We start from the raw sequence: 25,892 nt of genomic DNA on the forward strand, positions 1-25,892 counted from the left end.
TCGCGCCAATCGGCCACGTCCCTCCCGCCGAGGCCGAAGCGAGCTATCATGCCAACGTCGGCGACCACGCCCTGGCCGCCTGACCCAAGACAAACAGCCTCCGAAAAACCCGGAGCGGTTCAGGGTCGCACGATCAGCGCCATCAAAACCCGCCTCAAGGAACCACAGGCCAGCCTCTTCCTCATGGTCTTCTGACAGCCGCACCAGCACGGCCACAAGGAAACCATCGGAGAAGACCAGCTGCCCTTCTGTGTCGTGGCTGCCGGTCTTCACTCTCACCGGCTGAAGTTGGAGGCTCATGCGGCACCGCGATCCAGATGCAGATAGGTCGGATCAAAGTCCCCTAGCTTGTTCAGTTCCGCCCAATCGTGGATCTGCAGATTGTGGCTTTGCAGCGTGATCAATCCCTTGCCGCGCAACTCTCTCAGCACGCGATTGACGTGCACGTTCGAGAGCCCGAGCGCGTCCCCGATATCTTGCTGAGTAAGAGGCAATTTGTAGGTGCGATCTCGCGCGAGTCCCACGGCCTCAAGCTTGACGTACATTTCGCAGAACAGGTGCGCGATCGATCCAGTGGCCGAGCGCCGACCCATCCCGGTCATCCACTCGCGGAAGATCGCTCCATCAACGAGGGTGTCACGCCAGAGCGTCGCCGCAAGGCCTGGGAAGGCAGCGGTCAGCTCGAGCATCGCCTCGTGAGGGATGAACGCCACCGTGGCCTGCGTCATCGTGCAGACGCTGTGATCCATCACCTTCAGGTGCAGGCTCTGCAGGTCGGGGATGTCGCCTGGAATGTGGAACGAGAAGATCTGGCGCTTGCCGTCGCTGAGGACCTGATAGCGGCATATCCAGCCCTCCAGGAGAAGGCAGCACTGCGACGGGCGGTCCTTCTCCCGCACGATGTCCTGATGCTGGCCCAAGGGCCTGACGGTAACGGGCAACTGCTCGACAGCCCGCCGCTCCTTGTCGGAGAGCCGTGCGATGCTGTCCAGCTTGCGGATCAGCATGTCCATGGAGTGGTTCGGTATGGGGGCCATGGCGGGCTCCACCTTACTTTGCAGGTGGAAGCACACGGCTCTCCCAGTCATCAGTACCTGTTTTCGCGCAGCTGATGATAAATTAATATAGATCAGGATTTAAGTTCGGCAACCAATATGAGGCAAGGCTTCACAGTTGGTACGCTATTGAACCCTGGCGGCATTGGAAGAGCGTCGAATCTCAAGACTGGCAGGACATCCAGCAAGGGCAAAATCGTAAGGCGGGCAAAGCCCTGGTCTGCAGGGGCCCTGATCCGGCTCAGACGCCCCTGACACGACCGCCGGCTATGCGGTATCAACCTGCCATCGGGCGGCAAGGGTCAATGAAGCTGTGAAGAGGTCTTGCCCTGCCTGGTCACGCATCAGAACCGATACCTCTTGGCTCTGACCTATTCCTATTTGTTCCTGCATCATGGCGGGCAGAAGTGCAATCGCGGCATCACGGGCTGCATGAGCGTCGGGAAAATCGCATCCCACATCGTCGTCCAGAAAGTAATCGGCTTTGGTATCAAAAAAGAAACGGGGCATTGGATGCTCCACAATTTAAGCCGAGAGCACACGTGTCTCACAAGCGCCAACGAGGCGGAGGTAGCTGCCAACGATCCTGTGTTTGTAAACTAGCAGACGGCGAACGCTTTAACACAGATCGGGATTATGCGTTTACCGCAGGCGCACGGCAATCCTGCCTCCTCATGGTACCCTGAGAGCGCCGACGGGTGGGATCCCCGCCCCGACGCCGGCGCCGACTGCTGCCCGCGGCACGATCCCGGCCGGCACCTCTGGCAGTGGAGGGCGAACCCGCGGAGCCCCGCCCTCGAACGAGCGAGCGGCCCGGACGCCGTTCAGTCCGCGCTCAAGGATCCGCTGCCCAACCCGTGCCCCGAAGGCCGCGGCGCCACCGGCCGGTCCGCTGACCTTGAACCCGACCGCACCCGCGAGCAGGTTCACGAGCTGGCCCGCCAGCGCGGCCGAGCGCCCACCGTCGGGCACCCGCGAGCCCGTCGGGACGTGGGTTGCCTTCGCCGCGTCGGCATAGCGGTTCATCAGTGCCAGCTCGTCGCCGGTGAACATCTGGCGCGCCAGCCCCGAGCCCTCATCCTTAGTGAAAGCTCGGATGCGCTCCGCCTCTTTCGCCGCCGGCATCCGACCGGCCTCGCCGTGCCCCATGAGGTTCAGCCACGCCGCCTGCCGCAGGTTCGCCCAACTCGGCGCTTTCGGGGCCGAACGCCTGCTTGAGGGTCTTCCCGTACTCCGCAGACCCGATCCTCGAGCCCGGAACCCCGGAGCCGAACAGGCCAGCGGCAACGCGGTTCGGATCGAAGCCGGTGCGGGCCAGATCCTCCACCCAGTCAAGGGGCGAGGTCCGGGCGGCTTCGGCCTGCTCCAGCCCGCGGCGGTAGACATCGAGCCTAGCCCGCTGCTCGGGTGTCAGGACCCGCGCCGCCAGGTTGCAGCCTTCGCCGGTCAACAGGTGGTCGAGGCGGGCTCCAACATCGCCCCCGCGGCCCTCAGTGAAGTGAAGGGCAAGACCCGTAGCACCGCCAAAGCCTTTTATGACGTAGATGACGATGATGTGGCTGAGACCAAGGGCAAGGGCCGCCGCAAGGTCGTTTAAGGTGGTCAAATAACTACTTGAGACGGAAGAGGCGCCGCATGGCGCTTTTTCTATTATTGAACGTGTTAGCGCAAAGATGGTTGTTCATCCGAGGGATGACAAGCGCAATGCGGCCCAACACTGAACGCGAGATTGATTGCATACCGGACAAAATAACATCAACTCGCCCTAACCTAGTGTATGGAGACGACATCTCTTTCGCGATGGAGAAGTGCCACACTCAGCTCGATGCCGCTACGGTGTCTGCGACCTTAGCTTTGCGAGCGCCGAGTGGCTCTGGCTTACCGGTAGTGGTGTCTTCAGCCGTCTGGTGTTCCATCTCGGCGTTCAGCTCCGCGCCGAGCAGAACAATGATCGTCGAGATCCAGATCCAGGTCATGAAGCCGATGGCAGCGCCAAGCGAGCCGTATGTTTCGTTGTACTTGCCAAAGCTCGACACGTACCAAGAGAATAGGGCTGAGACGATAATCCACAAAACGGCAGCAATGCCACTTCCCCACGTTACCCAGCTCCAGCGCGCTGTGTCTCGGCTTGGGCCGTAACGGTAGAGTAGCGCGAGGCTCCCGAGTACGGCTATCAGCAGGATCGGCCAGCGTAGAAGCGCAATGACCCACTCCAATGCACCCAATTTAAGAAAATTCAATGCGGCTGGCACTACTACGATGCCGACGAGGGCTAAAACGACGAAGAGAAGCGCACCAGCCGTGAACGTCAACGAGCGCAAATTTAACCAGATGAAGTTCCGCTTCTCTTTCTCATCATAGACAATGTTGAGCGCGTCGAAGATCGCTTTCATTCCTCCGTTGGCACTCCAAATCGACAGAAGGATACCAAAGGCGGCCGTGAAGCCGAGAGTGCCGCCACTCTTGGCGACGATCCGCTTAACCTGCTCGCTGATGATATCAAGCGCTCCTTCGGGTACTATGCCTTGAAGATTAGATAGCTGTGCATTGATGGCACCCGGATCAGCGACAAGGCCATAGATCGAGACGAAAGCGCCGATAGCTGGAAAGAGAGCAAGTATCGCGTAGAAGGTGACGCCAGCGGCAACCAGCAGCACGCGATCATTGCCGAACTCCTGGAAAACGCGCTTGCTAATGTCCCACCAACCCTTCGCCGGGATGTCGGAGGGGACCTTCGCTTTATGGCCCCGGTTCGCTTCCAGCTCCGTAACCTTCTCGGCTCCAGCTCCTTCGTGAGCTCGAGTACCGTGCTCTGGACCGAGGCGGCTGGTCTCGCTCACATCCGTTGGTCGTTCGGAGCGCCGAGGCAGCACCAATAAGCCGAGCAAGGCGGTGCCAAGGAAGGCGGTCCATACAGTCGTCGCGGCGACAGAGCGCGAATTGTCTGTCGATGCCGGGATCCGATCGGTCATGAGGCCGCCTATCAATCGTGCCTAGGGGGAAGCCTCGGCCGTAAGCTCAACGCCTCTTTCGCTCCCTTTGTTTCTAACCATCCTGATCCGGAATGGACGGCAACATGGTTTGTGCAACAATGGCCTTCATTTCGGTGGCACAGATAACTTTTCAAAGCACCTGCGCTGTCTCAGGCGTTGACCCGATCCAAGGGGGGTCCGTCGGACGGAACGGCTTTGCCGGATCAGGGACGCTTTCAACTCAAGCATCGCTTTTCACCGCGTTGGGTCTCGTGCCGGGCACCCCAACGCTGCTCCGCATTGATGTAAGAAAACGACCCGTTCCTGACAGGCTGGCGGATCGCCGGAGCTGACGCGCCTTACGCAAGAGGCGCGCGTGCGGGAGCATGTCAGGAAACTCTGTCAGCCATTCAAAGGTCAGGAAAACGCTGCTGCAGCCGGCTGCCGACTTCTCCTGCCGGTCCAATGAAGCTTGCCCTACTGGACCGGTCCAGCCCGGCCCCGAACACGTTCCAATAAAATAGGGTTTGACCTTTGGACCGGATCAGGGCCACGTGCCTTAGACCCTATTGGACCGAAGCACCCGGAACGGCCCCCATGATCGTCGGATACGCCCGCACCTCTACCCTCGACCAGGAAGCCGGGCTGGACGTGCAGGTCCGCGACCTCGAAGCCCTCAGCTGCGAGCGCGTCTACCAGGAGCAGGTCTCCTCGATTGGGCCGCGCCCGCAGCTCGACGCCGCCATGGACTTCGTGCGGGCCGGCGACACCCTGGTCGTCACCAAGCTCGATCGCCTCGCCCGCTCCGTCGTACACCTCGGCACCATCATCGCCGAGCTGGAGAAGAAGGGCGTCGCGCTGCGGATCGTCAACCTGGGCGTGGACACGGCCACCTCGACTGGCAAGCTGATCCTCAACGTGCTCGGCGGCGTGGCGCAGTTCGAGCGGGAGATGATGCTGGAGCGCCAGCGCGAGGGCATCGCCAAGGCCAAGAGCGAGGGACGCTACAAGGGTCGGAAGCCGACCGCGCGGACGAAGAGCGAGGAGATCAAGGCGCTCGACGCGCAGGGCCTGAGCATGAACGCCATCGCGGCGAAGCTCGGCATCGGCAAGGGCTCCGTGCACCGGGCTCTCACGGCCGAGAAGCCGGCGGCGTAGCCCCACCAACGCGCCCGAGGTGATCGGCCTGCGCAATTAATTGCACGGCTCCATGGGAGAGGGCCGATCCAACCTCCCTCACCGGTAAGGTTCAGGCAACGTCTCCTGCCTTGCCATTCACCGCGTCTCTTAGCCTACGGTTCAAGGATACCCGGCATTCTGCCCTCATGATCTCGGGGCTGGGAGGCAGAACCCGAGACAGCCGGGCAATGACCTGGACGACAGAGCACCACGACACGGGAGATGGCCTCGTCCAGCCGGCAGCGACCGGCGGCGGGGCCTTCTTCGTTGAACGACTGCTGGGGGTGGGAAGCAGACGGTCCAAGTGGGTCACCGGCCCCAGAGAAGAGGCGGATGCTCCGCTCGATCGGGGTCGTCGGGCACAGACGGCACCTCTTCTCCCAACCAGATGCTCGCGAAGGTCAAGGTGGCCGTATAGACGGTCAGGTTACCCACGTTTCGGACAATGACCATCAACGCCTGCCGATCCCCGTCTTTCGGAATGATGTCCCGCGAGATCGCAGGAAGGGCTGCCATGGCTTCAGCCCTGATGGCATCTGGACCATCACACTCGATGCCGACGTTGTCTCGGGTCAGGTACTGCCCATCGTGGATGTCAAAAAAATAGCGCGGCACACAACTCTCCACCGACAAGGGCAAGAGCGCACGCCTCTCTCAGCCGCCGACGCCCGAATTCCGCAGCCGACGATAAATAAGAAATGGAGAGGACCACGATCAACGACAAGAGCAAATTTCAGATAATACCCGCAAAATGTCTCGTAATTATTTTTTATAGCCTTGAGTGTCAAATTTTTTGGTAGCGGCATTCGAGCCGTCGTCAAAGGCGGATCCAGGGACCGCTCGGGCGCGCTCAGCACCGTCCGCTCGGGGTGGGGAGCCGACATCACGCCTTTGCCGATAAACGGACATTCAGCTTTGGGCCCAAGTCGGCTGTTGCGCGGCCACCGAGCGAGCTATGGAACCGGATCTTCGAATTAAGCCAAAATTCTCCTGAAATAATGGCTTAAATCTTTGCGGCCCTCATGGTGCTTGATCTAACTCCAAGACAAGCTGCACCCGCTCACCTGCAAGAAGGGCGATGCCGAAATCTACCGGCGCGCTGTCGCTATCCACCTTCAGCGACTCCCAAACCAGGAGCGGTGAGCCCGGCATCAGCCGGAGCGCTGCCGCCTCCGTCTTTGACGCGAGTCGCGTGGTGATGGTGCTTTCGCGTCGCCGCAGGCCAGTGATCCCGAGCGTTTCCAGGGCGTGCGTAATGCTCTGGCTAGCTTCGAAGCGTGCAGCGATGTCAGGGAAGCGAGCGGCGGGGAACCAGTGCTCAGAACGGATCAGAGGGACATCGTCCACCTCCCGGAGGATGTCCAAGCGAACCGCCTCGGCGCCGGGAGCAAGCCCAAGCCGGACGGCGATGGACGGAGGCGCTGGCAGAGTCGTCGAAGCGAGCAGGCATCCGCCGGGCTCGCGGCTTAGGCCCGCAATGTTATGCCGAAACCGCGTCTGGGCTCCGAGTCGGTAGGCGAGCGGCCTCGACTGCACGTAGGTCCCGCTTCCATGCCGAACGTCGAGCAGGCCGCGGTTCGCCAAGTCTGCAACGGCTCGGCGGAGCGTGTGACGATGAACGGCGTAACGCTCGGCCAGGACGCGCTCGTTGGCGAGCCGCGCGCCAGGCGGAAACACCCCTGCCTCGATCTCGGCCAGAAGCCGATCGGCCACAGCGCGCCAACGAGGACCATCCACACCGTCTGTCGGGATGCTGTTCATGGCAGGCTCACCTACTTGCCTTCCAGTCGTACAGAGGTCTATACCACTTTGCGTTGGCCGATCGCCATATCGGTCGCGCTTCGCCAAGGGTGTCCATGCAGTCGTCCTCCATTCGCGCCCAGGCGCAGCCCGTCATCGACTATCCAGTCGAGATCGACATACCCGACATCGCCCGCTGGCGAGACGGCAACACGGGCGTCTCCTTCGTTCATCGCCTGTCCTCTTCGCGGCCCGGCCCCAACCTGCTGCTTACTGCCCTTGTCCATGGCAATGAGCCAGCGGGCGCGATCGCGCTGGATCGGCTGCTGGCTTCCGGTTTGCGACCAGCCCGCGGCACCCTTACGCTCGCCTTCGCGAATACGGACGCCTACGCACGTTTCGACGTCGCTAATCCGCGCGCAAGCCGCTGGGCAGACGAGGACATGAACCGCGTCTGGTCGCCAGATATTCTCGGAGCATTGCCTGCGCGAAGCGCAGACGTAGCTCGGGCGTCGGAACTACTGTCCTTTGTGCAGGAAGCGGATTACCTGCTCGATCTGCACACGACGCAGCACCCAAACGAGCCCTTAGTGCTTGCGGGCCCACTGGAGCGCAGTCGGCGCCTCGCGCGGGTCACCGGTCTGGCCGATCTCGTCGTGGTGGACCGCGGCCATGCCCAGGGCGCGCGCATGCGGGATTGCGGGGCGTTCGGCGATCCTGCCGCCTCCAAAACCGCTCTGCTGATCGAATGCGGTCAGCACTGGGCGGCGTCGAGCGCCGAAGTCGCGTACGCGGCCTGCCTGCGCCTGCTGGAGCGGCTTGGCATGATGCCGGACGCCTTCGAAGCCGGTCCGGTCACGGCAGTGCTCCCGAGGCACGCAAGCCGCTTTGTCGAGATCACTATGCCGGTGACCGTTCGGCACGAGTTCACCTTCACGTTGCCGCTCCGGGGCGGCGAGATCATCCCAAAGGCGGGAACCCTCATCGGCCACGACGGTGGCGAACCGGTGGTGACCCCGCATGACGACTGCGTAGTCATCATGCCCTCGCAGCGTCTCTGGGCAGGCCTGACCGCGGTGCGACTCGGCCGGCTTATACCACCGCCTGAGCCCGCAATTTTAACGCCAGAGGAGCCCTCTGATGACTGATCTCCTTATGGCCGGTCTCGTAGAGGTGAATGGTCGCCGATACCGGCGTCCTGCCCGTCCGACTGTCGTGCTGTGCTTCGACGGCTTCGACCCGGCCTACCTGGAGCAGGGGTTGGCGGACGGTCTCCTGCCCGCGCTGGCGCGCTTTCGAAGTGAAGGCTTCTCCGCGCTCGCCGGCGCTGTCGTCCCAAGCTTCACAAACCCGAACAACACCTCGATCGTGACGGGTGTTCTGCCCGCCATGCACGGCATCTCCGGCAACTATTATCTTAATCGCGAGACGGGACAGGAGGTCATGGTCACGGACGCGCGGCTGATGCGCTGTGAGACCATCCTGGGGCGGATGTCGCAGGTGGGCGTACGAGTTGCCGCCGTTACTGCCAAGGACAAGCTCCGTCGGATGCTGTCGCACAACCTGCACGGAATCTCCTTCTCCTCCCAATGTGCCAGGGATGCGACTGAGGCGGAGAATGGCATCGGCGACGTAGAAGCATTCGTCGGCCGCAGCACGCCGGATCAGTACGACCCCGATTTGTCGCTGTTCGTCATGGACGCGGGTGTTCGCCTCATCGAGCACAGCATGGTGGACCTGCTCTACCTGTCCCTCTCGGATCTCGTGCAGCACGCGCATGCGCCGGGAGAGCCGGAGTCGGACAGGTTCCACGCGGCGATCGACTCACGCATTGGGCGCCTAATAGAGTTGGGCGCTGTGGTGGGCGTCGTGGCGGACCACGGGATGAACGACAAAGCGAACCCAGACGGCACCGCACGCGTCCTATTCCTGCAAGACGAACTGGTCAGGCGCTTCGGCAATGGCGCAGCACGAGTGATCTGTCCCGTCACTGACCCCTTCGTACGCCACCATGGCTCCCTCGGCTCCTACGTACGCGTTTACGCACGTAATGGCGTCGATCCAGACGCCATGATGGCAGCCACCGCTGCCATGCCGGGCGTGGAACTTGTTTTGACAGGCAAGGAAGCAGCGACCCGCTTCGGCCTTCCGGAGGAGTTCGAGGGCGACTTAGCCGTTCTCGGAGACCATGGTACGGTTATTGGTGCTTCACGCGAGGAGCACGACCTGTCTAGCTTGGCAGGCCACCGCCTGCGATCGCACGGTGGCTTGGCCGAGCAGCGTGTACCCTTCCTGCTTTCTCACCCGCTCACGACCGAATACGCGGATCGAGCCTTAATAGACGCGCTGCGCAGTTTCGACATCTTCGATTTTGTACTGAATGGTGTGGCGGGGTGAACGGCGCGCCGGCGCGCTGGCCGACATGCCCTAGGCGGATCTGGACAGCAACGACGAAGGTGACCGGCGAGAATGGCTTCGGCACGCGGCCAGGACGGGTCATGAACTGGGATCAGAATACCCGCAAGCAGACCTTCTGAGCGTCTGAGATGGGTCGAAAGCAGCCCCTCGCAGTGTCACGTCAACCGCGAGTTCAGCTCGAGCCGGCGGTTTAGCCCCGCCGAGGTGCCCGAGATGATCGGCTCGCGCAATTAATTGCACGGCTCCACGGGAGAGGACCGATCCAGATCCTCTGTTGGCGAGGTTCACCGGTCGTCTTCGAGGTCAACCGAGAGCATTGCAAATCGCGCCACAAGGCCAGGTGGCGCTACGGTATTCCAGGCTGCAAGAAGAGCGCTGCGCAGCGCCTCTTCCTCTACCGCATAGAGATCGACGCTCGTCCAGCCGCGGGTGCCCCAAGCGCCAGGTACGGGCTCGAACTCATCGGGTCCGACCTCCACCATTTCCGCCTGTAGCTCGGGCGTCAGCTTTACGACGACACGATCTTCATCCGTCCACAGGGTCGCGAAGATCCGGCCCCCAACCCGGAAGTCCGGGTGGCTCTGGTGGGCTCCCTCAACCACCTCCGGCAGCATGAGAGCCAACGCACGCACGTCTTCCGGCAGACAGGGCACGCCCTCTAACCCAAGCCTGTCTTCGGCGCCTGCCACTCGACACCGGGATGCTCGTGCACGTCGCCGGCTGCCGCACCTGTGTCGGAGGTACTGACCCAATCGCCAGGCTCGACGACCTCGACCACCTCGTCTTCCGGGTAGGCAGCTTCGAGAAACAGCCTCGCCTCGCCCTCGGCTGCCGCACGCACCGTCACGAGAGGGCGATCTCCGGTCGATCTTCGCACGCGCGCGATGAAAAGCTTTGTCATTCTCGTCCCTCGGCTTCCTGATCGGTCTGCCGGACAACGCCGCTCTAAGCCGCCGGTCCCATCTTCCCGGCGAGGCCTTGGACACCTTCACCCACGATCGGCCGATGGACGAGGCTCAGCGGTGATGTGATCTGTGGTGCAGGCACGTTGTGAAATTCGTTCCCTGACGCAGCGTGCGCGGGGACACATCGCGCCAGTAGGTGACTTCCTATATTCCATTCATCGCAACACAGGCCGGCCATAGATGCCAGCCTACCCAACACTAGGAGCTAGAATACCATATGAAGGCCCGTATCGCTGCCGTCGTCACCGCACTTGTCCTTGGCGTCGCCCCGATCTCGTCCGCCATGGCATTCGGCCCTGAGTTCCCGCTCATCTCGTCATCGCCCCGTGACGTCGAAAATACCGGCTCGATCGGTGGCCGCGCCAACACCAGCGTGCCGTTCTACGGCTCTTGTCCCATGAGTTCAGCGTCCGAGGGCAACGCCAACCAGCAGAACTTCCCGGTCAAACAGTACGGCCAGACCTCGGGCGGGCATCGCTGCTGACCGACGCGGCCACTGACGATCCTAGTGCATTGACGCGGACGAACACGCCACGCCCGCTCTCGCCAACCGCTTGCAAACTCACCGGAAATCGCAACGAGCTATGTACGTTTTGAAGGCGTCAGTGCACTAGCCCAACGATCTCGAGCGGAATGAACTCGCCAATGAGCGACATGAAGCTTCTGCGCACCGTGTCTTACGGCATGATCGGTGTCCTGGCCGGTGGTCTCGTCATGACGGTCGTGGGCACCGCCAATGCCCTGATGGGCCTGTAATGGAACATGCGATCCAGCGGCCTCCTTGGGAGGATGGTAACCACACCCCACCATCCTACCCGGGAGCAGCGTCGCGTATCGGCTCCCCGTCGTGTGGACACGACACGCCCCGCCAAGCCCCTAAGGCTGGCGGGGTTTTCTTTGTTGCTCGACCCAGCCCCGCAAATCAGGCCGAGTCATTCTCTTTCGGGTCGAAAGGCTTGTCGCTCTCGTGGTCTGGCGATTGCGCGTCAGGATCGAGGCGGCCGTCGATAATGCGGTCACCCGTCTGCGGCTCCGGCGCCGGGCTGCTGCGCCTGTTCTTCTGGTCGTCCTCGTTTTTGGGTTTCTCGTCGGGCATGGGTGTCTCCTCTGAGAGACGGGCACATAGGGCCCATTTCGCTCCAAGACGACGCAACCGGCAGCGGCCAACGCATAGGCGCCGTATCGAACCGAACGCTCTCAGGCGGCCGGGTATAGCCCCTGGAACAGGTCACCTATGGCCTTACGCCGGAACAGCGTCTGCCAGCGGCGGCGCTGATGCTCGTCGCGGTCATGCAGCATGTGACAGCGCTGGCAGAACGCCGCCAGGTTGGCGTCCTCGTTGTTCGCGGTGTCGTGGTCGCGGTGCGCGGCTGCCAGCACCACCTTCGTGAGGCGGATCTGGGCGAGCAGGTCCTCGTTGCGGAGCCGCTGCCGGAGCCGGCGACCCTGACCATCGCGCCAACTCGCGATCTCAGCATCCCACCATCGACCGTCGCCAAGGTGGAAGATCCGTTTGAGGTGTGGACGGGAGCACTCCTCGCACCGGCCCTGCGCCCGGCGGAAGCGGATCGCCTCGGAGAGCTGGGGCCAGTCGATGGGGTAGAAGAAACGGTGCTCCCGCCGGATCGGCATCCCTGCTCCCCAGCTCGGCGGGTCTACGCGCAGAGGAAGCATATCAGCTCTTAAGGCCAAGCCCAGATCGCCGGCCCTGCGCAATTAATTGCCGGATGCGCCGATCCCTCGCCAAAGCGTCTCAGGGGTGCTCAGATCGGTGGAAGGCGCCGATCTCCGAACAGGCCGCCGACGGACGTGGGAGGATGTAGTGGTGAAGTGGGTGATCGGGGCCATTGCCCTGTGCCTTGCAGCGACATCGGTCAGCGCAGACGTCTTCCCGATCGGAGCCGGCACCGAAGGTCGCCAGTGGCTGCCAGAGGCTCCGACTGCTGAGAACCCCAACAAGCGCTATCCCACCACCCTTGAGGATGGGGTGATCGTGACCGCACGGGACGGCGTGCGGCTCGAGGGTCGCCTCTTCCGCCCCGCGCTCACATCGGGCGAGAAGGCAACGCCTTGCGTGCTCATGACGGACGGCTACGGACGGGCGAGCAACACGGGCGCTTCCTTCGACGGTCCTCTCTTCGACATCGCCAGCCGCGGCTACGCGGTTCTTCACCTGTCGCTGCGCGGCTCGGGCAAGTCCGAGGGCAAGGCGGACCTCTACGCTCATTTCGGCGAGGACGGCTACGACGCCATCGAGTGGATGGCAGCACAGCCCTGGTGCAACGGCCGCGTCGGCATGGTCGGTCCACCAAGCGGCGATCGACGCGATCGACGACGGGAACGCTAAGGCCCATGCCCAGGAGCTTCTGGCGGAAGCCACCCCCGACAGCTTGGATCTGCTCGACAGCGTCATCGCCGACATGCTCCCGGCCGAGGACGAGCCCGACGCATGAAGCCCCAAGCCTTCCTGTCCCTGGAGAGCACCTTCAACGCGGCCCTCTCCGGGGCCTGGAGGGGCAGCCCTGAAGCAGATGAGGTCAAGGCTACGGGAACAGCGCGCAATTAATTGCGCGCTTCCCCGGCCACCAATCAGGCCTCGGGCTACGGCAACCCGGAAGTCGGGACCTCGGACTGCTCCGGCCTCCCTGCTGGAACGCGGGCAAGCTAACCGGGTCGCTGATCGGGACGATCGGTACTCCCGGCGATGTCGACCGTCGTCCCTAGTTCATCGGGATATTCCGCCATGAACCGCTCAAAGGTGGCGCGATCCTTGGCGCGCTTCAGCTTGTCCACGAAGTTCTCAAAATCCTGGCGACGGGTTTCAAGAGCGTGGCGCTGCGCCTCGATACGGCTGATCTCGCCATCGCGCCACGCATCGAAGGCGGTGTTGCCGCTGGGACGTACCGATGTGAGCCAGGGCCGTTCGCGGGGCGCAGCACCACGCCCGAAAGGCCGACGCAGACGTTCGAAGCCGGGGACGCCGGACAGTCTGAGATCGTACCGGCCAAGTGCCTGCCGCGCCACGACGACAAGGCCGGCAAAGCCACCGATGTAGAGGGCATCATGGACGAAGGGCATGATGGGCATGTGAAAGCTCCTTGCGCGCATCGGCGCCTTTGACGATGGGCGGAGCATGCCATCGTGTCTCCGATGCAGGCTGAACCGGTTGGTTAAGAGTGGGTTCAGCTTCCGGAACGCCCGTACCGCTGGCGCTTTGGTTTGACCCGGCCGGTAGCCGGTTCAAGTCCAAGGAGCGCGTGCATGGCGAACCATTCCGGCGACAGAGAGGCCCCGGTGCCTGGCGGCAGGGTCTCGCCTGAGACGGAAGCGTCCAGCGATGCACGCCGGCTGCTTCTCACCCCTGAGGAGCAACGCGAGCTGGCCGAGCGCCTCGCCCGGCCCGACGGAACTCGCACTGATGCAGGGCGTGCTCCTGATCCTGGCGATCTCCCCGGCGAAGCGGACGACGTGCGGGCGGCCTTCGGGACTGCCGGCGAGAACGCCGCTGACGGGAGACCTCAGGGCTTTGGCGGTATGGGGGGAGACGGGACCACACAGTCCGGGATCATGAGCGCACCGGGAGGTAGTGAGGCCCCGCCCAAGCGGGTCGATGACGTCCCGGCCTCCGAGCGGGGCAATCCAGACGAGCTGGCGGGGCGCGACGACTACCGTCGCAATCCGCCACGGCGCGAGGACACAGGCCCCGGCGGTCAAACAGTCTTCTCGAACGCGGCCCGCGAGGGTCGGGAGGCGCCGCGGGACCCTCTTGCCTCGCCAGCGGATCGGGCGGGCGCGAAACAGGGGTGATCCGCCCGCATCGCCCGCTCCCTCCCGGGTGAGGGCTCAGGCCTTACCGCCGCGCACCACCGTGAACTTGGCGAGCCCTGGCGGCAGGTCGGGCGGCCGGGGTGCTCCTGTGAGGTCGGGGAAGTAGGCGTGGCAGCGGGGATGGTACTGGTTCCCGCGTACCTTATCCGGCGGCGGGTACGGGCAGTCGTGGGCAATGCCCTCCAGCACCCGCTCCAGCGGCGTGTCGGCGCCGAACTTCTGCGCGAGCCGCGCCAGGCGGTAGGACCCCTGCCGGTGCTCGCACATCCCGCAGGCCACGCGCACGATCACGAACGGGTACTGCGCGAGGCAGCGGACCGTCTCGCCCTTGATGCCCCTTCCCGATCCCATGCTCCGCCTCGACAGGAACGAACATGGAACATAGCACGGCCGGTAGCCGATCAAGGGGGAACCTCGCCTCCGAGGCTGGCAATTAATTGCGCGCTTGGTAGAGACTCCCGATGTCGCGCGCCCTCCTCTTCTCCACCGGCCTCGATGGGGATCCGGTCGTCCTCACTCGATCAATCAGCTCGGCGGAGACGTTCGGGCGCGAGCACCAGCTCCAGCGCCTCGCCTTCGAGCACCCAGAGATCATCCCGATCGAGGAGATCGACCCCGGTGCTGGTGCTGTCGCCCCGCTGTGCCGGGAACTGACGTTGCGCGGGCAGACCGGGTCCGTGTTCCTCGACATGCTGGGGGTGACACGCCGCGGGCGCCTGGTGCTGGTCGAGTGCAAGCTCTGGCGTAACCCGCAGGCGCGACGAGAGGTGATCGGCCAGGTTCTGGAGTACGCAGGTCTAATGCGGCGGCTGAGCTATGGCGACCTCTCCGAACTCGTCGCTACCCGCACAGGCCGGAAGGCTAGCAACCTACTCTGGGACCTATCGTACGACCGACTGGGTCTCACCGATGAAGCAGCTTTCGTCGATGCGGTGAGCGAGAGCCTGAGGCAGGGAGCTTTCGATCTCGTGGTGCTCGGCGACGGCATCCGTTCCGAGATAGAGGCCGTGCGCGGTTTCCTGGAGGCGGCAGCGGGCTTACGCTCTCGGCTGGCGCTCGTGAAGATTGCAGCTTGGACCGACCAGGACGGACGGACGCTGCTCACCCCTCAAATCGCACTTCGGACGAAGCTGATCGAGCATCAAGCGATGCCCTACGCGGCCGATTTCGCTAAGCAGGCATCGAACGCGCTTCCTGTCACGGAGCAGGCAGCTCCTACTACTGATCGCCCCAACTCGGCTTCAGCCAATCGCCTGTTTTGGGATCGCTTCATCGCCGGCGTGCGCTTCTCTCATCCCGATCAGCCACAGCCGACCCATGGTGGCAACAACTGGGTCCGGTTGGCGATACCGGTTGGAACTGCCACGGCCTACCGTACGCGCGGTGCCAAAGGCCCGAATGGGCAGTGCAATCTCTTCGTGCGCCTGAGGGGCGATGCCGAGAAGCCCGCCTTCGACGCACTATGTGCCGAGCTGCCCCAAATCGAGGCTGAGCTTGGCATATCGCTGGAGGCGACTTGGAAGGGCGGCGACGAGATCGGCACGATCTCCCTCGCTCAGCCTCTTGAGACCGCGGACGAGGAGACACAGCTCGCGTGGCTGTTTAAGAACGCAGACCCTTTCGTTTCAGCCTTCCGCCCTCGGCTTTCCGCTCTCGGCTGAGGCTATCAGGTACCTCTCCGACCTCCCGCAAGGTACACGCAGAACGAAGGCAGCTAAACTCGAGGCTTGAGCGCTGCTTCCAGAATTCCCTCGACCCAGCGTAATTCGGCATCTGACATCCGAGCGAGCCGAACTGTCAGGCTCGCAAAGGGGCCACGCCGCATCTCATCGGTGTGGCTCTGGGTCGTGAAAAACTCGGCCGGATCAACCTCGAGCGCCGCAGCCAGCCTCTCGATCACAGGGAAGCGCGCTCCGGTCCCACCGACCTCAATGCGAGAGATCATATCGACGCTAAGGTCGGCTTGCTCAGCCAAAGCTTCTTGCGTCAGGCCTCGCCGCCGCCGATGCGCAGCTACCAGCAGACCGAACCGCTTACGGAGATCATCCATCTCACCCCTCCGCGAGAGGGGTAGGCGGGTCGTAGCAGGTGCAGCAGTGACGGCACTTGCGTCTTATATCTAATTTCGCAATTTACTTGCGGATCAACCCGCACGCCACGTACGTTTTGCTCCTCGGTCCGCAAGGAGCCCTTCTTGCGCCGGTCTGATAGGTGCCACGGGCGAGCAGGTAGGAATGACCGACCACCTCAGCACGAGCAAAGCAGCCACCTGGCCTAAGGTCCATCTCGTGTCACGCGAGATCCTGCCGAACGAGGAGGACGCGGGGAACGCGGATTGGAGAGGTGACCGCACGCTGCTCGCGCGTACCGCCAATCGCGCGATTCTGCTGTTCCAGACCTCCTCCTACCATGACACCAGCAAGCCCAGGGGCACGAAGAACCTCGTCCCGGCCGCCCTTTGGCTGTCGACGCCCGGCGGTGTTAAGAAGCTCGCAGAAGGCCGCATCACACCCATCACCCTACACAACTATCGCACCGATATCGAACAAGCCTTCAGCTTCCCAGGCCTCGTGGAGCGCCTCGATTTCAATCGGACTGGGATCGTCCTCGGTTCTTGATCCCGCATCGTGAAGGAGGGGCAGGTCGGATGGCATTGATCATCAAGAAAACATCAGCCGCCAAGACGCAGGCGGTACCAGTTTCAGACGCGACGGCGCTTGGCACCTGCCAGCCCTCGCGCGCGGAACTCACGGCCATCTTCGATAGAGATGCCTTCTTGGATCATCTCGGGGTGGATCTCACGTATCACGCACCAGGCCAGATTGAGCTGCGTCGCAAGGTGTACCCACATCTGCGCGATCACCTAGGCCACATTCATGCGGGCGTAGTCGCGAGCGTGGGCGGCGCTGCTTGCTTCTGGGCCGCGACCTCACAAGTCGGCAACGTGGCCCTGTCCCAGCATACGATGAAGCGGATCGCCCCAGCCATTGGTGATGAGCTTGTCGCGGAGGCGGACGTGTTGGACGTGACACCGTCACTGGTGGTCGTCCGCACCGATCTGTTCGTGGTACGATCTGAGGACAGACAGATCGTCGCTACCGTCCTCGACACCCTGGATCGCGTCTGACGCTATTGAACAGTTCCTCAGTACCAACATACGGTGCAATTAATTGCACTCACTTTACCTATGTGGTCTGGCATCCTGGCGTGGCAGGTCGCCCTGCGCTCCGTCATTTCAGCAATCATGATGCTCTAGTGCGCCGCGCCCTTGAGGCGTCTTCGGTCGGGATCGGATACTAAGCGCAACCTACCTCTTCATGCACGGCCTCTGGTCAGGAGGCGGAGCAACCCGGAGCCAGCACCGGCCTCTGCGATCTGCACGAGCGCCCCGTTCATCCCCCAAGATTTGACGGCGAAGGTTAATCCGTGCCTGGATGTAAGTTACCGCGGCTCGTGCCCTGAGCCCGAGTCGCACCACCTGGAGACACCTGCCGCCGCAGTGAGACCCTGAAAAAGCGAGACCCCCGCTAAGGCGCCAACCTTAGCAGGGGTCTGGAGCCCCAAAGGGCCGATCCAAGTCCGTTGCAAGACTGATCGTCCCTGAAATCGCGATCTCTGTCAATCCGAAAGGCGACTTTCGGGAACGGAGAAGCTTTGCCAGGAACCGGGCGCATCCCATGCGACCCGGCTCGATCTGCCGCGGCCTCACCACGAGGCCGACCGATGACCTATGCCGAGATGAGAGAGGCGATCGCCCAGGCGCTGCCGGCGATGCTGCCGGGCTTGCGCGAGCAGCTCTACACGCTGAACGCCACCGGGCGGATCGACGACCGCGAGGCGGGCGAGCTCGACGACGCGATCGAGGCGCGGCGCACCGCCGGCCGGGCCTCGCCCGCGGCCCCTGCCCTCCCGGGACTGCCGCTTGCCGCCGCGATCGCGCCGACCGCCGCCCGGATTACCAAGTTCGCCCCCCGCCGCCAGCGCTCGCCCGACCGCGCCAGGAGCCGCGAGCGCCGCCGGGGCCTCGGCGGATCGAGCCCGCTGCCCGAGCCGCTCGCGCGCCGCTACACGGAGGGCCAGCGGGCCGTCCTGTTCATCGTCGGGGAGGAGATCGCGGCGCGGGGCGTGTGCGGCCTCTCGATCGCCGAGATCGCGGCACGCGCCGGCGTCTGCCACCGCCACGCGCAGATGACCCTACGCCTCGCCGAGAGCGACGGGCTCGTCACCATCACCGAGCGCCCGCTCAAGGGCCGCAAGCACGAGACCAACCTCGTGCGCGTCCTCTCGCAGGAATGGGCGGCGTGGCTCCAGCGTCGTCGACCGACAGGGTGCAAACCGACTCACTCCACGGGGATTCAGGGATTCTCTTCTTCTCTAGAATCGAGGACGGCGGCTCGCGGCAGCGGCGCGACGGGTTTTCGGAGGGGGGATTCGGATCCCGGGCGCCCGAAAGTCGCAGCGGATTCGACCCCGATACGGTTCATGAGGCGGGGTTTCGACTGAACTGGAGGCTCTCGGACGAAGACGAATCAACACGTGGCGTGTGGGGAGCCGCACGTTGCGCGAGGATTCGTGGATCCAATGACTTGCCTATTCGTTAATACGAGGTTACCCCTGTGCGCTCCACGCGTTGAGTATCGAGTATGCGTAATGGCTTCCGCCCCTCTGCCTGCGCCGCAGGCCACCCCGTATTGGCCGCCCTTGCAGATCGGTGGAGTAGCCATCGACCTGACGCACCTTGAGCCGTTCCAGATCACATGCACGTGTCCGAACGTGACGCGGGCGCTCGTCGTCGATGTGCGATTCACGAATCACTGCTTCACGGATCACTTTGTGGATGGCCTGCATGACCCGGCTTGGAAGATCATGGATCACCAGCGCGAACGGGTCTTCTGTCATACCCGCCACGCGCTCTCACTCAGCTTGCCGGCCATGGTACAAGCGCTGCCGGGGGCTAACGTGCATCAGACGCGGCATGAACGAAACTTTGTCTATGCGGTGACCCTCGCGGATCAGACCGGCGCGCAATACACGATGTTTTTCCAGGTCAAGCGCGATCGGACCAAGGCGCGCGACATCGAAATGATCGTGGAGAGCGCCTACGCTATGCCCTCGACGATGTGGAAAGAGACGTTGCGCGAGGCGCCCAAAGTCAAGTTCGCGACTGTGTGCAGCCACGTCTTCCGCAACAAGCCCCTGGTGTTCCGCCGCCGCGAATGACAGGCCTAAACGCGAAAAAACCTCCCAGAGGAGGCTTTTTGCACTCGCCGTGCACTTGGATATCTCGCTGCGCGTGGACCGTCCCTGCGAAGGTTCGGCGGCGTCGGGGCCCTTTAAGGCGATCTGTCCCCGGCGCATCACTAATAGCCGGACTCCCTGATTGGTTCAAGCGCGGCTTTGAAAAACGGTGCTGGCCGCCCGCGGCGGCGATGGCCGCCGCAACGTTGCCCGGCCGGGCAAGTCAGATGGCGCCCTTCCGGACGGCAGCCATGATCCGCTTGAACCCCTCGCGGTAGGGCAGCCGCTCGCGGTCGCACCATTCGATGAAGTCGTTCTGGTCAGATACGTCGATCCGCATCGTGAAGGACACGGTCGGCTCCTCGGACGCCCGGCGCCGCTTGATCGGCTTCGGGGCGTCGCGTTCCACGAAGCCGTGCGCGGCAGCGGCGGCGCGGCTCACGGCCGGCACCTCGTCCGGTGCTGGCGTGGCCGGCTTGAAGTCGCCGAGGTTCGCGAGGCCGGCGGGCGTAGGCTTAGACATGGGCGGTCTCCCTGGCGGTGCGCAGGATCTCGACGATCTCGCCGGCGAGCGCGTCGGCGTTCTCCCGGGCCTTGTCGAGGCCGTTGACGGCCTGCGGGTCGAGTTCGTCGAGGCTCTGGCGGTAGGTGAACATGGAGCGGTAGGCGGCGCGCTCGGCGAGATCGTTTGCCATCATCGGGACGCCTGACGCCGCGAGCTTCTCGCGGATCGCCCGCTCATCGCGGGTGGCGAACCCCGGTTTGGTGCGGGTGAACAGGACGCGGTAGGCGCGCGGGCCGACGGTCGCCGCCTGGTCCTCGATATAGTCGATCGCCCGGCGGGCCTGCGTCGCGTCCATCGCCGAGCCCTGCATGGGGATGAGGGTCAGGTCGGCCGCGAGGATCGCCGAGGCGACCATGAGCGAGGCGGTGCCCTCGAGGTCGGCGATCACGAACTGGCTGCGAGCCCCCTCCCCTTTCAGCATCCGGCCGATGTTGGTTGAGTCGGCGTGACCGATCACGGTGATCGGGCAGGTCGTCGGCCCGTCCTTCCAGGCGACGAGGTTACGGTTCGGGTCGCAGTCGAACAGCGTCACCGACGCGCCGTGACGGGCGAGCGTCGTCGCGAGCACGAGGGCGGTCGTGCTCTTGCCGGTCCCGCCCTTGGGATTGCTGACGGCAATTACGGCCATGTCGGGTCACCTCACTTCCGGTCACGTGGCGCAGTGTGACGGAGCGTCGCTCAACGCCGGGTTAATTGCCGTGACGCGCCTTGGTGCGATGCGGCTTGATGGGACGCCGCGTCAAGGCACTTTGCGCCACTTGGTGTTATGTGAAGTGATGTGACTTCATATGAATTCATTTAAAGGCGCCAGAGCGCCCCGGATCCGTTCCAACGAACGCCGCACCCCCGTACCAGCGGGTACACCCTGCGAGACGGTGCCGGTGAGACGCATGTGCCCTGTCTCACAGGGTTGTTGTGCGGCGTGTAAGACAGCTACAAGGGACCGTCTAGACCCTGCGAGACAGTCTTATGGCCAGGATCGGCTACGCGCGCGTCAGTACCCTCGATCAGGATCTCACCGTGCAGCTCGGCGCGCTCAAGGCGGCCGGCTGCGACATCATTCGGTCCGAGAAGGTGAGCGGGTCCTCGACTATCGGCCGCGACGAGCTGCGTACGGTGCTCGCCTTCATTCGCGAGGGCGACACGCTGGTCGTCACCCGCGTCGACCGCCTAGCGCGCTCGATCGGCGACCTCCAGGACATCGTGCGCGAGCTGCGCGCCCGCGGCGCCGGCCTGCTCGCGACCGAGCAGCCGATCGACACGTCGACCGCCGCTGGTAAGGCATTCCTCGACATGCTCGGGGTTTTCGCAGAGTTCGAGACGAACCTCAGGCGCGAGCGGCAGGCCGAGGGGATCGCGAAGGCGAAGGCGGCCGGCGTCTACAAGCGGGCGCGCACGATCGATCCGGAGGCGGTGCGCAAACTGGCAGGGGAGGGGGCCGGCGCCTCGGCGATTGGCCGGCAGCTCGGGATCAGCCGGGCGAGTGTCTACCGGGTGCTCAAAACTGCTCCGTAGCCTCTCCCAACCAAGTCACCAGCGCGAGCAGCCGCTAGCGAACCTCGGCGGTAACCTCGTACGTCCTGGGACGAGCAATTAATTGCGCGGTGGGTGCTCGCACCAGCGGCTCGCATAAGAGGGGCGTATGGAACCTGAATTGGTCTGCAATAAGAGCCGCCAGATGCGAGACCGGTCGTCTCAAGGATTGAGCGGTTTCAGCTCGCCCAGAACTGTTGGGATCAGCTCAGATACGGTCGGATGAACTGGTACCGCCTATCGCGGCACTGGAGGACATTCCGAGCACGCGGCACATGAGACGCACCGGCCAGGTGGTCGCATGCTGCTCGATGAAGGCGAACGTTATTTGGGCATCTCCGCGAAGATGCCGATCGCTCTTTTTAGCACGTCGCGCTCCATGCGCGTCCGGTCGAGTTCGTGGCGCAGGCTGGCGATCTCGGCCGCCTGGTCGGACGGCGAGGCAACCGGGCTCGTAGGAGCAGAACCCGGCGCGCCTGCACATCGCTGTTGCGGGGAGCCATCCATCAGCATGGTTCGCCACTGGCGCAGCATGGAGGGCTGGATCCCGAGTTCCGCGGCAATCTGCATCTGCGACCGGCCGCTGCTCTCGAGCAGGGCAACCGCGACGCAGTCAGGCAGCGATCGGCAGTGGGGCCTCCTTCGTTCCGCACCACGTTAGCTTTCGGCAAAGACGCCGGTCCGTGGCAATGCCAGGAGAAGCACGGCTGTCGTGATGCGGAACGCCGGCGGCCGTAGCGAGCTGGGGCGAGTTTCCGACCGACCTCTCGTCCCGGCTCGCCCCAATCGGCTCACGGGTCGGTTTCTAAACACCTGCAACTCGCGGGTCCCCTTGTCAGGCGGAGTAAGTCGGCTGGCGTCACGACTACGTCATAAGCTCGAGATTGCCTGCAACAAGGTCGTATTGACGGCAATATCATTTAGCATTTTTTTAGAATGTCCGACGTATAAACGCCATGAAAAATTTTATATTTTATTAATGCTACCTATTTTTGCGATGATACACATATACAATCGCAGCAATTCAGCTCGAAATAAATGCAAAGGATTTCGTACAATGGGCATAAAAGACAGTATGCATAATCATATAACTTCATCATCCATAGATGGAGATAATGATATAACTGTATCTGAAAAAAACACCGATAGTAATCCTTCAATATGTATTATTGATAATCGAAAAATGCTTCGAGATTGCTTAGAAAAATGCTTGGTGAAAGCATTCGGCAGTCATATTATAGCAACGTTTGCCTCCATTGATGAGTGGGATCAATCGGCAGTATCACGCAAAGAAGGAGACGTAGTTATACTGTGCTGTGATGCAAGAGAGACTGTGCAGAGCGAGTTAGAGCGTAATAATCTGCTATCTCGCAATAATTTTGAGGTCAGGATTGCGATTTTGTGCGACAGTGAGGATTTAGGAGATGTCGTTGAGTACCTGAACAAGGGCGCAAGCGGCTATATCCCGACCAGCGTTAGCCTCAATGTAGCAATCGAGGCCATACGACTAGTGCAGGCCGGAGGAATTTTTGTTCCGGCTAGCTCCGTATTCCAGCATTGCAAACCTGGCGAGCCTGCTGTGGCTCGCAGCCAATTCACTCCACGCCAGAGCGCCGTGCTGGAACGGCTGCAGACGGGCAGGTCGAATAAGATCATAGCATTTGATTTAAAAATGAAGGAAAGCACGGTCAAGGTTCATGTAAGAAATATCATGCGGAGACTCGGCGTATCAAACAGAACTCAAGCTGTTATTGAGACTTATAATAAATAGAGTGACCGGAATAATTTTATATAACGAAATAGATGGATGGCATAGCCTGCATGTTGAGGTTCGCAGCTGCAGGCCTGTAGAACGAAGGAGCGAGAACAGACCTCGACATCACACACCTCCGGTTGGGGGTGTCTCCGAAGCAATGCCGCGCACAGGGAAGTCCGGAGCCTAGCCCGATCGTGGGTGGCAAGATCTCCGGGCCGTCCTCGCCGTAGCACCAGCGCGGCTTGCGATCGCGCTTCACCCCCCGATCCCGCTGTTTATCACGACGAAGGCCCGCATCCGCTCGTAGGCCCACCGGATCGTAAGCGCTCGGTGAAGGCCGCCTTGTGCCTGTAGTGCTTTGCTCTGGATACAGTGTCTGGCGTCAGATGGCGCTGTATCGGCCCTGTGTCTGGACCTATGACCAACTCTCCTCACGTCGTCGTTGCGGGCACCCGCCGCGTCTGGTCGCTCGAGCAGAAGCGCGCCATCCTGGCCGAGGCGGACGATCCCGCCACGACCGCCTCGGAGGTAGCCCGCCGGCACGGCCTGCACTCCAGCCTGCTGTTCCGATGGCGGCGCGCCTTGCTGGCCGAACAGCAGGCCTCGGCTGCCCCGCCGACCTTCATCCCGCTCGCCCTGCCGCCCCCGGCCACGACGGCAGACGACGTGCCGGCTAGGTCGGGCTTGATCGAGATCGAGCTGTCGGGCGGGCATCGTGTGCGGGCCGCAGCCGGGGCGGACCTGACGCTCCTGCAGGGCGCGATCGCCGCGCTGCTCGGCCGATGATCCCGGTCCCGTCCGGCTCGCGCGTCTGGCTGGCCACCGGGCACACCGACATGCGCAAGGGCTTCGACGGGCTGGCCGCCCTCGTCCAGGACCATCTGGCGCGCGATCCGTTCTCGGGCCAGGCCTTCGTGTTCCGCGGGCGCCAGGGGCATCTGATCAAGGTGCTGTGGTGGGACGGCCAGGGCCTGTGCCTGTTCGCCAAGCGCCTGGAGAAGGGCCGCTTCGTCTGGCCGTCCACCGCCGGTGCCGCTGCCGCATTGACGCCGGCCCAGCTCGCCATGCTGCTGGAGGGGATCGACTGGCGCGCACCTTTGCGCACCGACCGGCCGACGATCGCGGGCTGACGGCGGCAGACTACCGAGGTGGCCACGTCCGTGGTCAGGACCTGTGGCGACGGCCCTCGGCAAGGGCTAAGCTGTTGGCATGGCTCTCGATCCTGCCTCGCTGCCCGACGACGTCGACGCCCTCAAGCGTCTGATCGTCGGCCTGGCGCGCGAGGCGGTCCACGCCAGCACCCTGATCGAGAAGCTGCGCGGCGAGCTCGCCCGGTTGAAGCGGGCGCGGTTCGGCACCTCGTCCGAGAAGCTCGGCCCGCGCCTCGAGCAACTCGAACTGGCTATCGAGGCGCTGGAGGTCGATGAGGCCGAGCGCCTGGCCGGCACGCCGGTCGTCGCCGAGGTAAGGGAGGCCGCTCGGCTCAAGCCCGCCCGGCGGGACCTGCCGGCGCACCTGCCGCGCGAGAGCGTGGTCCACGCCGGTCCCTGCGCCTGCCCGGCCTGCGGCGGGAGCTTGCGCCGGATCGGCGAGGACGTCACCGAGAGCCTCGACTACGTCCCGGGCCGGTTCAAGGTCGTGCGACACGTCCGCGAGGCGTTCGCCTGCCGTGCCTGCGAGCAGGTGGTCCAGGCGCCGGCTCCCCACCATGCGGTTCCCCGTGGGCGGGCCGGTCCCGGGCTCCTGGCCCACATCGCGGTGGCGAAGTTCGACGACCATCTTCCGCTGTATCGCCAGGCCGAGATCTACGCGCGCAACGGCGTCGATCTAGCGACCTCGACGCTCTCGGGCTGGCTCGGCGCGACTGCGGCCACGCTGCAGCCGCTGACCGAGCTTCTGCGCCGGGAGGTGATCGGCGGCTCGGACGTCCTGCACGGCGACGACACGCCGATCCCGGTACTGGCGCCCGGCACGGGTAAGACGAGCACCGGACGGCTGTGGACCTACGTGCGGGATGAGCGTCCCCATGGCGGCGCCCGTCCGCCGGCGGCCGTGTTCTTCGCCTCGCCCGACCGTCGAGGCGAGCGCCCGCTCGCGCACCTGGCGGCCTTCTGCGGCGTGCTGGTGGCCGACGGCTATGCCGGCTTCAACGGGCTGTACGAAGCCGGGCGTGCGGGCGGTGCCCTGACCGAGGCGGCGTGCTGGGCGCATGTACGCCGCAAGATCTTCGACGTGCACGCCGCGACGGGCTCGGCCCTCGCGGCGGAGGCGCTGGAGCGGATCGGGGCGCTCTACGGGGTCGAGCGCGACCTGCACGGCAAGCCGCCCGATGCGCGCACTCGCGAGCGACAGACCCGCTCGAAGCCGCTGGCCGAGGCGCTGAAGGCGTTTGCCGAGACGAGCCTGCCCCAGGTGCCGGGCCGCTCCGACCTGGCCAAGGCGTTGCGCTACATGCTGGCACGCTGGCCGGCGCTCATGCGGACCTTCGACGACGGCCGTCTCGCCCTCGACAACAACGCGGCCGAGCGGGCGCTACGTAGCGTGGCGGTCGGGCGCAAGAACTACCTGTTCGCGGGATCCGAGCTGGGCGCCGAGCGGGCGGCGGCGTTCTACACGCTGATCGAGACGGCCAAGATGAACGGG

General features: G+C 63.6%; 31 protein-coding genes and 1 pseudogene. 16 read left to right on the forward strand and 16 right to left on the reverse strand.

Annotation, left to right across the window (positions count from 1 at the left end; genetic code table 11):
- Positions 1-296: 296 nt before the first annotated feature.
- The 3 genes from ACS5PV_RS31540 to ACS5PV_RS31550 form a co-directional block, all read right to left on the reverse strand.
- A complete protein-coding gene (locus tag ACS5PV_RS31540) occupies positions 297-1,013 on the reverse strand; it encodes a Crp/Fnr family transcriptional regulator (RefSeq protein ID WP_455399266.1) in 717 nt (238 codons plus the stop codon).
- Positions 1,014-1,322: 309 nt separating this feature from the next.
- Positions 1,323-1,565 carry a DUF6894 family protein gene (locus ACS5PV_RS31545; RefSeq protein ID WP_455399267.1) on the reverse strand — a complete coding sequence of 81 codons (243 nt, stop codon included), beginning with the start codon at positions 1,563-1,565 and terminating at the stop codon, positions 1,323-1,325.
- 162 nt (positions 1,566-1,727) lie between these two features.
- A complete protein-coding gene (locus ACS5PV_RS31550; RefSeq protein ID WP_455399268.1) occupies positions 1,728-2,180 on the reverse strand; it encodes a hypothetical protein in 453 nt (150 codons plus the stop codon).
- Positions 2,181-2,202: 22 nt separating this feature from the next.
- On the opposite strand from ACS5PV_RS31550, the gene ACS5PV_RS31555 reads away from it, so the two are divergent.
- Positions 2,203-2,652 carry a hypothetical protein gene (locus ACS5PV_RS31555; RefSeq protein WP_455399269.1) on the forward strand — a complete coding sequence of 150 codons (450 nt, stop codon included), beginning with the start codon at positions 2,203-2,205 and terminating at the stop codon, positions 2,650-2,652.
- A 220-nt stretch (positions 2,653-2,872) separates the two neighbouring features.
- Here ACS5PV_RS31555 and ACS5PV_RS31560 read toward each other — a convergent pair whose 3' ends face one another.
- Entirely contained in the window at positions 2,873-4,027 is a 1,155-nt protein-coding gene (locus ACS5PV_RS31560; protein ID WP_455399270.1) for a YihY/virulence factor BrkB family protein, read from the reverse strand.
- Between the two features lie 597 nt (positions 4,028-4,624).
- Between ACS5PV_RS31560 and ACS5PV_RS31565 the strand changes: the two genes are divergently transcribed.
- Complete coding sequence (locus ACS5PV_RS31565) at positions 4,625-5,185, forward strand: recombinase family protein (protein WP_455399271.1); 561 nt, start codon at positions 4,625-4,627, stop codon at positions 5,183-5,185.
- Between the two features lie 330 nt (positions 5,186-5,515).
- Here ACS5PV_RS31565 and ACS5PV_RS31570 read toward each other — a convergent pair whose 3' ends face one another.
- Together ACS5PV_RS31570 and phnF are read right to left on the reverse strand one after the other, a co-directional pair.
- Positions 5,516-5,821, reverse strand: coding sequence for a DUF6894 family protein (locus tag ACS5PV_RS31570; RefSeq protein ID WP_455399272.1), 306 nt, complete (start codon positions 5,819-5,821; stop codon positions 5,516-5,518).
- A 405-nt stretch (positions 5,822-6,226) separates the two neighbouring features.
- The gene (gene phnF, locus ACS5PV_RS31575; protein WP_455399273.1) at positions 6,227-6,967 is read right to left on the reverse strand and encodes a phosphonate metabolism transcriptional regulator PhnF; all 741 of its coding nucleotides are present in this window, start codon (positions 6,965-6,967) and stop codon (positions 6,227-6,229) included.
- Between the two features lie 95 nt (positions 6,968-7,062).
- On the opposite strand from phnF, the gene ACS5PV_RS31580 reads away from it, so the two are divergent.
- Positions 7,063-8,094 (forward strand): succinylglutamate desuccinylase, encoded by a 1,032-nt coding sequence (locus ACS5PV_RS31580; RefSeq protein WP_455399274.1) that lies wholly within the window; start codon positions 7,063-7,065, stop codon positions 8,092-8,094.
- The gene (phnA, locus tag ACS5PV_RS31585; protein ID WP_455399275.1) at positions 8,087-9,343 is read left to right on the forward strand and encodes a phosphonoacetate hydrolase; all 1,257 of its coding nucleotides are present in this window, start codon (positions 8,087-8,089) and stop codon (positions 9,341-9,343) included. Before ACS5PV_RS31580 ends, phnA begins: the two co-directional genes overlap by 8 nt.
- 305 nt (positions 9,344-9,648) lie before the next feature.
- Here phnA and ACS5PV_RS31590 read toward each other — a convergent pair whose 3' ends face one another.
- A complete protein-coding gene (locus ACS5PV_RS31590) occupies positions 9,649-10,017 on the reverse strand; it encodes an MmcQ/YjbR family DNA-binding protein (RefSeq protein WP_455399276.1) in 369 nt (122 codons plus the stop codon).
- A 5-nt stretch (positions 10,018-10,022) separates the two neighbouring features.
- A complete protein-coding gene (locus ACS5PV_RS31595) occupies positions 10,023-10,265 on the reverse strand; it encodes a hypothetical protein (RefSeq protein ID WP_455399277.1) in 243 nt (80 codons plus the stop codon).
- A 281-nt stretch (positions 10,266-10,546) separates the two neighbouring features.
- Here ACS5PV_RS31595 and ACS5PV_RS31600 point away from each other — a divergent pair, with 281 nt between their 5' ends.
- Positions 10,547-10,813, forward strand: a complete 267-nt coding sequence (locus ACS5PV_RS31600) for a hypothetical protein (protein ID WP_455399278.1) — start codon at positions 10,547-10,549, stop codon at positions 10,811-10,813.
- A 438-nt stretch (positions 10,814-11,251) separates the two neighbouring features.
- Here the strand turns inward: ACS5PV_RS31600 and ACS5PV_RS31605 are convergent, their stop codons facing one another.
- Entirely contained in the window at positions 11,252-11,425 is a 174-nt protein-coding gene (locus ACS5PV_RS31605; RefSeq protein WP_455399279.1) for a hypothetical protein, read from the reverse strand.
- Positions 11,426-11,526: 101 nt separating this feature from the next.
- On the reverse strand, positions 11,527-11,961 hold the full coding sequence (locus tag ACS5PV_RS31610) for a hypothetical protein (protein WP_455399280.1): 435 nt from the start codon (positions 11,959-11,961) through the stop codon (positions 11,527-11,529).
- A gap of 193 nt (positions 11,962-12,154) precedes the next feature.
- On the opposite strand from ACS5PV_RS31610, the gene ACS5PV_RS31615 reads away from it, so the two are divergent.
- Positions 12,155-12,676, forward strand: coding sequence for a CocE/NonD family hydrolase (locus ACS5PV_RS31615; RefSeq protein ID WP_455399281.1), 522 nt, complete (start codon positions 12,155-12,157; stop codon positions 12,674-12,676).
- A 317-nt stretch (positions 12,677-12,993) separates the two neighbouring features.
- On the opposite strand, the gene ACS5PV_RS31620 is transcribed toward ACS5PV_RS31615, so the two are convergent.
- A complete protein-coding gene (locus ACS5PV_RS31620) occupies positions 12,994-13,416 on the reverse strand; it encodes a DUF2852 domain-containing protein (protein WP_455399282.1) in 423 nt (140 codons plus the stop codon).
- A 756-nt stretch (positions 13,417-14,172) separates the two neighbouring features.
- Entirely contained in the window at positions 14,173-14,508 is a 336-nt protein-coding gene (locus tag ACS5PV_RS31625; RefSeq protein WP_455399283.1) for a hypothetical protein, read from the reverse strand.
- A gap of 110 nt (positions 14,509-14,618) precedes the next feature.
- Between ACS5PV_RS31625 and ACS5PV_RS31630 the strand changes: the two genes are divergently transcribed.
- Complete coding sequence (locus tag ACS5PV_RS31630) at positions 14,619-15,818, forward strand: hypothetical protein (protein ID WP_455399284.1); 1,200 nt, start codon at positions 14,619-14,621, stop codon at positions 15,816-15,818.
- Positions 15,819-15,871: 53 nt separating this feature from the next.
- Here ACS5PV_RS31630 and ACS5PV_RS31635 read toward each other — a convergent pair whose 3' ends face one another.
- Positions 15,872-16,207, reverse strand: a complete 336-nt coding sequence (locus ACS5PV_RS31635; RefSeq protein ID WP_455399285.1) for a helix-turn-helix domain-containing protein — start codon at positions 16,205-16,207, stop codon at positions 15,872-15,874.
- A gap of 184 nt (positions 16,208-16,391) precedes the next feature.
- Between ACS5PV_RS31635 and ACS5PV_RS31640 the strand changes: the two genes are divergently transcribed.
- From ACS5PV_RS31640 to ACS5PV_RS31655, 4 genes are all read left to right on the forward strand, one after another.
- The gene (locus ACS5PV_RS31640) at positions 16,392-16,775 is read left to right on the forward strand and encodes a hypothetical protein (protein ID WP_455399286.1); all 384 of its coding nucleotides are present in this window, start codon (positions 16,392-16,394) and stop codon (positions 16,773-16,775) included.
- Positions 16,776-16,804: 29 nt separating this feature from the next.
- A complete protein-coding gene (locus tag ACS5PV_RS31645) occupies positions 16,805-17,284 on the forward strand; it encodes a PaaI family thioesterase (RefSeq protein ID WP_455399287.1) in 480 nt (159 codons plus the stop codon).
- 596 nt (positions 17,285-17,880) lie between these two features.
- Entirely contained in the window at positions 17,881-18,660 is a 780-nt protein-coding gene (locus tag ACS5PV_RS31650; protein WP_455399288.1) for a hypothetical protein, read from the forward strand.
- A gap of 147 nt (positions 18,661-18,807) precedes the next feature.
- On the forward strand, positions 18,808-19,377 hold the full coding sequence (locus ACS5PV_RS31655) for a hypothetical protein (protein WP_455399289.1): 570 nt from the start codon (positions 18,808-18,810) through the stop codon (positions 19,375-19,377).
- Between the two features lie 241 nt (positions 19,378-19,618).
- Here ACS5PV_RS31655 and ACS5PV_RS31660 read toward each other — a convergent pair whose 3' ends face one another.
- Positions 19,619-19,918, reverse strand: coding sequence for a hypothetical protein (locus ACS5PV_RS31660; RefSeq protein ID WP_455399290.1), 300 nt, complete (start codon positions 19,916-19,918; stop codon positions 19,619-19,621).
- Entirely contained in the window at positions 19,911-20,588 is a 678-nt protein-coding gene (locus ACS5PV_RS31665; protein WP_455399291.1) for a nucleotide-binding protein, read from the reverse strand. Before ACS5PV_RS31665 ends, ACS5PV_RS31660 begins: the two co-directional genes overlap by 8 nt.
- Positions 20,589-20,929: 341 nt before the next feature.
- Here ACS5PV_RS31665 and ACS5PV_RS31670 point away from each other — a divergent pair, with 341 nt between their 5' ends.
- Entirely contained in the window at positions 20,930-21,475 is a 546-nt protein-coding gene (locus tag ACS5PV_RS31670; protein ID WP_455399292.1) for a recombinase family protein, read from the forward strand.
- A 244-nt stretch (positions 21,476-21,719) separates the two neighbouring features.
- Here the strand turns inward: ACS5PV_RS31670 and ACS5PV_RS31675 are convergent.
- A pseudogene (locus ACS5PV_RS31675) lies at positions 21,720-22,114 on the reverse strand (IS3 family transposase); the annotation flags it as partial.
- Positions 22,115-22,550: 436 nt separating this feature from the next.
- On the opposite strand from ACS5PV_RS31675, the gene ACS5PV_RS31680 reads away from it, so the two are divergent.
- From ACS5PV_RS31680 to tnpC, 4 genes are all read left to right on the forward strand, one after another.
- Positions 22,551-23,264: a LuxR C-terminal-related transcriptional regulator gene (locus ACS5PV_RS31680; RefSeq protein ID WP_455399293.1), complete on the forward strand. Its 714-nt coding sequence runs from the start codon at positions 22,551-22,553 to the stop codon at positions 23,262-23,264.
- Between the two features lie 402 nt (positions 23,265-23,666).
- On the forward strand, positions 23,667-24,035 hold the full coding sequence (tnpA, locus tag ACS5PV_RS31685; RefSeq protein ID WP_455399294.1) for an IS66-like element accessory protein TnpA: 369 nt from the start codon (positions 23,667-23,669) through the stop codon (positions 24,033-24,035).
- Complete coding sequence (gene tnpB / locus ACS5PV_RS31690) at positions 24,032-24,379, forward strand: IS66 family insertion sequence element accessory protein TnpB (protein WP_165091459.1); 348 nt, start codon at positions 24,032-24,034, stop codon at positions 24,377-24,379. The genes tnpA and tnpB overlap by 4 nt, the downstream gene beginning before the upstream one ends.
- A gap of 79 nt (positions 24,380-24,458) precedes the next feature.
- Positions 24,459-25,892 (forward strand): IS66 family transposase (gene tnpC / locus ACS5PV_RS31695; protein ID WP_455399295.1); only part of this gene is annotated, 1,434 nt, incomplete at its 3' end.

This window comes from Methylobacterium sp. Gmos1 (genome assembly GCF_053764715.1).

What these genes read in the sequence shown, in the direction of transcription:
- ACS5PV_RS31540 (WP_455399266.1), bottom strand. Translation starts at nt 1,013, where the DNA reads ATGGACATGCTGATCCGCAAGCTGGACAGCATCGCACGGCTCTCCGAC.
- ACS5PV_RS31545 (WP_455399267.1), bottom strand. Translation starts at nt 1,565, where the DNA reads ATGCCCCGTTTCTTTTTTGATACCAAAGCCGATTACTTTCTGGACGAC.
- ACS5PV_RS31550 (WP_455399268.1), bottom strand. Translation starts at nt 2,180, where the DNA reads ATGCCGGCGGCGAAAGAGGCGGAGCGCATCCGAGCTTTCACTAAGGAT.
- ACS5PV_RS31555 (WP_455399269.1), top strand. Translation starts at nt 2,203, where the DNA reads ATGAGGTTCAGCCACGCCGCCTGCCGCAGGTTCGCCCAACTCGGCGCT.
- ACS5PV_RS31560 (WP_455399270.1), bottom strand. Translation starts at nt 4,027, where the DNA reads ATGACCGATCGGATCCCGGCATCGACAGACAATTCGCGCTCTGTCGCC.
- ACS5PV_RS31565 (WP_455399271.1), top strand. Translation starts at nt 4,625, where the DNA reads ATGATCGTCGGATACGCCCGCACCTCTACCCTCGACCAGGAAGCCGGG.
- phnF (WP_455399273.1), bottom strand. Translation starts at nt 6,967, where the DNA reads ATGAACAGCATCCCGACAGACGGTGTGGATGGTCCTCGTTGGCGCGCT.
- ACS5PV_RS31580 (WP_455399274.1), top strand. Translation starts at nt 7,063, where the DNA reads ATGCAGTCGTCCTCCATTCGCGCCCAGGCGCAGCCCGTCATCGACTAT.
- phnA (WP_455399275.1), top strand. Translation starts at nt 8,087, where the DNA reads ATGACTGATCTCCTTATGGCCGGTCTCGTAGAGGTGAATGGTCGCCGA.
- ACS5PV_RS31595 (WP_455399277.1), bottom strand. Translation starts at nt 10,265, where the DNA reads ATGACAAAGCTTTTCATCGCGCGCGTGCGAAGATCGACCGGAGATCGC.
- ACS5PV_RS31600 (WP_455399278.1), top strand. Translation starts at nt 10,547, where the DNA reads ATGAAGGCCCGTATCGCTGCCGTCGTCACCGCACTTGTCCTTGGCGTC.
- ACS5PV_RS31605 (WP_455399279.1), bottom strand. Translation starts at nt 11,425, where the DNA reads ATGCCCGACGAGAAACCCAAAAACGAGGACGACCAGAAGAACAGGCGC.
- ACS5PV_RS31610 (WP_455399280.1), bottom strand. Translation starts at nt 11,961, where the DNA reads ATGCCGATCCGGCGGGAGCACCGTTTCTTCTACCCCATCGACTGGCCC.
- ACS5PV_RS31620 (WP_455399282.1), bottom strand. Translation starts at nt 13,416, where the DNA reads ATGCCCATCATGCCCTTCGTCCATGATGCCCTCTACATCGGTGGCTTT.
- ACS5PV_RS31625 (WP_455399283.1), bottom strand. Translation starts at nt 14,508, where the DNA reads ATGGGATCGGGAAGGGGCATCAAGGGCGAGACGGTCCGCTGCCTCGCG.
- ACS5PV_RS31630 (WP_455399284.1), top strand. Translation starts at nt 14,619, where the DNA reads ATGTCGCGCGCCCTCCTCTTCTCCACCGGCCTCGATGGGGATCCGGTC.
- ACS5PV_RS31635 (WP_455399285.1), bottom strand. Translation starts at nt 16,207, where the DNA reads ATGGATGATCTCCGTAAGCGGTTCGGTCTGCTGGTAGCTGCGCATCGG.
- ACS5PV_RS31640 (WP_455399286.1), top strand. Translation starts at nt 16,392, where the DNA reads ATGACCGACCACCTCAGCACGAGCAAAGCAGCCACCTGGCCTAAGGTC.
- ACS5PV_RS31645 (WP_455399287.1), top strand. Translation starts at nt 16,805, where the DNA reads ATGGCATTGATCATCAAGAAAACATCAGCCGCCAAGACGCAGGCGGTA.
- ACS5PV_RS31650 (WP_455399288.1), top strand. Translation starts at nt 17,881, where the DNA reads ATGACCTATGCCGAGATGAGAGAGGCGATCGCCCAGGCGCTGCCGGCG.
- ACS5PV_RS31655 (WP_455399289.1), top strand. Translation starts at nt 18,808, where the DNA reads ATGGCTTCCGCCCCTCTGCCTGCGCCGCAGGCCACCCCGTATTGGCCG.
- ACS5PV_RS31660 (WP_455399290.1), bottom strand. Translation starts at nt 19,918, where the DNA reads ATGTCTAAGCCTACGCCCGCCGGCCTCGCGAACCTCGGCGACTTCAAG.
- ACS5PV_RS31665 (WP_455399291.1), bottom strand. Translation starts at nt 20,588, where the DNA reads ATGGCCGTAATTGCCGTCAGCAATCCCAAGGGCGGGACCGGCAAGAGC.
- ACS5PV_RS31670 (WP_455399292.1), top strand. Translation starts at nt 20,930, where the DNA reads ATGGCCAGGATCGGCTACGCGCGCGTCAGTACCCTCGATCAGGATCTC.
- ACS5PV_RS31680 (WP_455399293.1), top strand. Translation starts at nt 22,551, where the DNA reads ATGGGCATAAAAGACAGTATGCATAATCATATAACTTCATCATCCATA.
- tnpA (WP_455399294.1), top strand. Translation starts at nt 23,667, where the DNA reads ATGACCAACTCTCCTCACGTCGTCGTTGCGGGCACCCGCCGCGTCTGG.
- tnpB (WP_165091459.1), top strand. Translation starts at nt 24,032, where the DNA reads ATGATCCCGGTCCCGTCCGGCTCGCGCGTCTGGCTGGCCACCGGGCAC.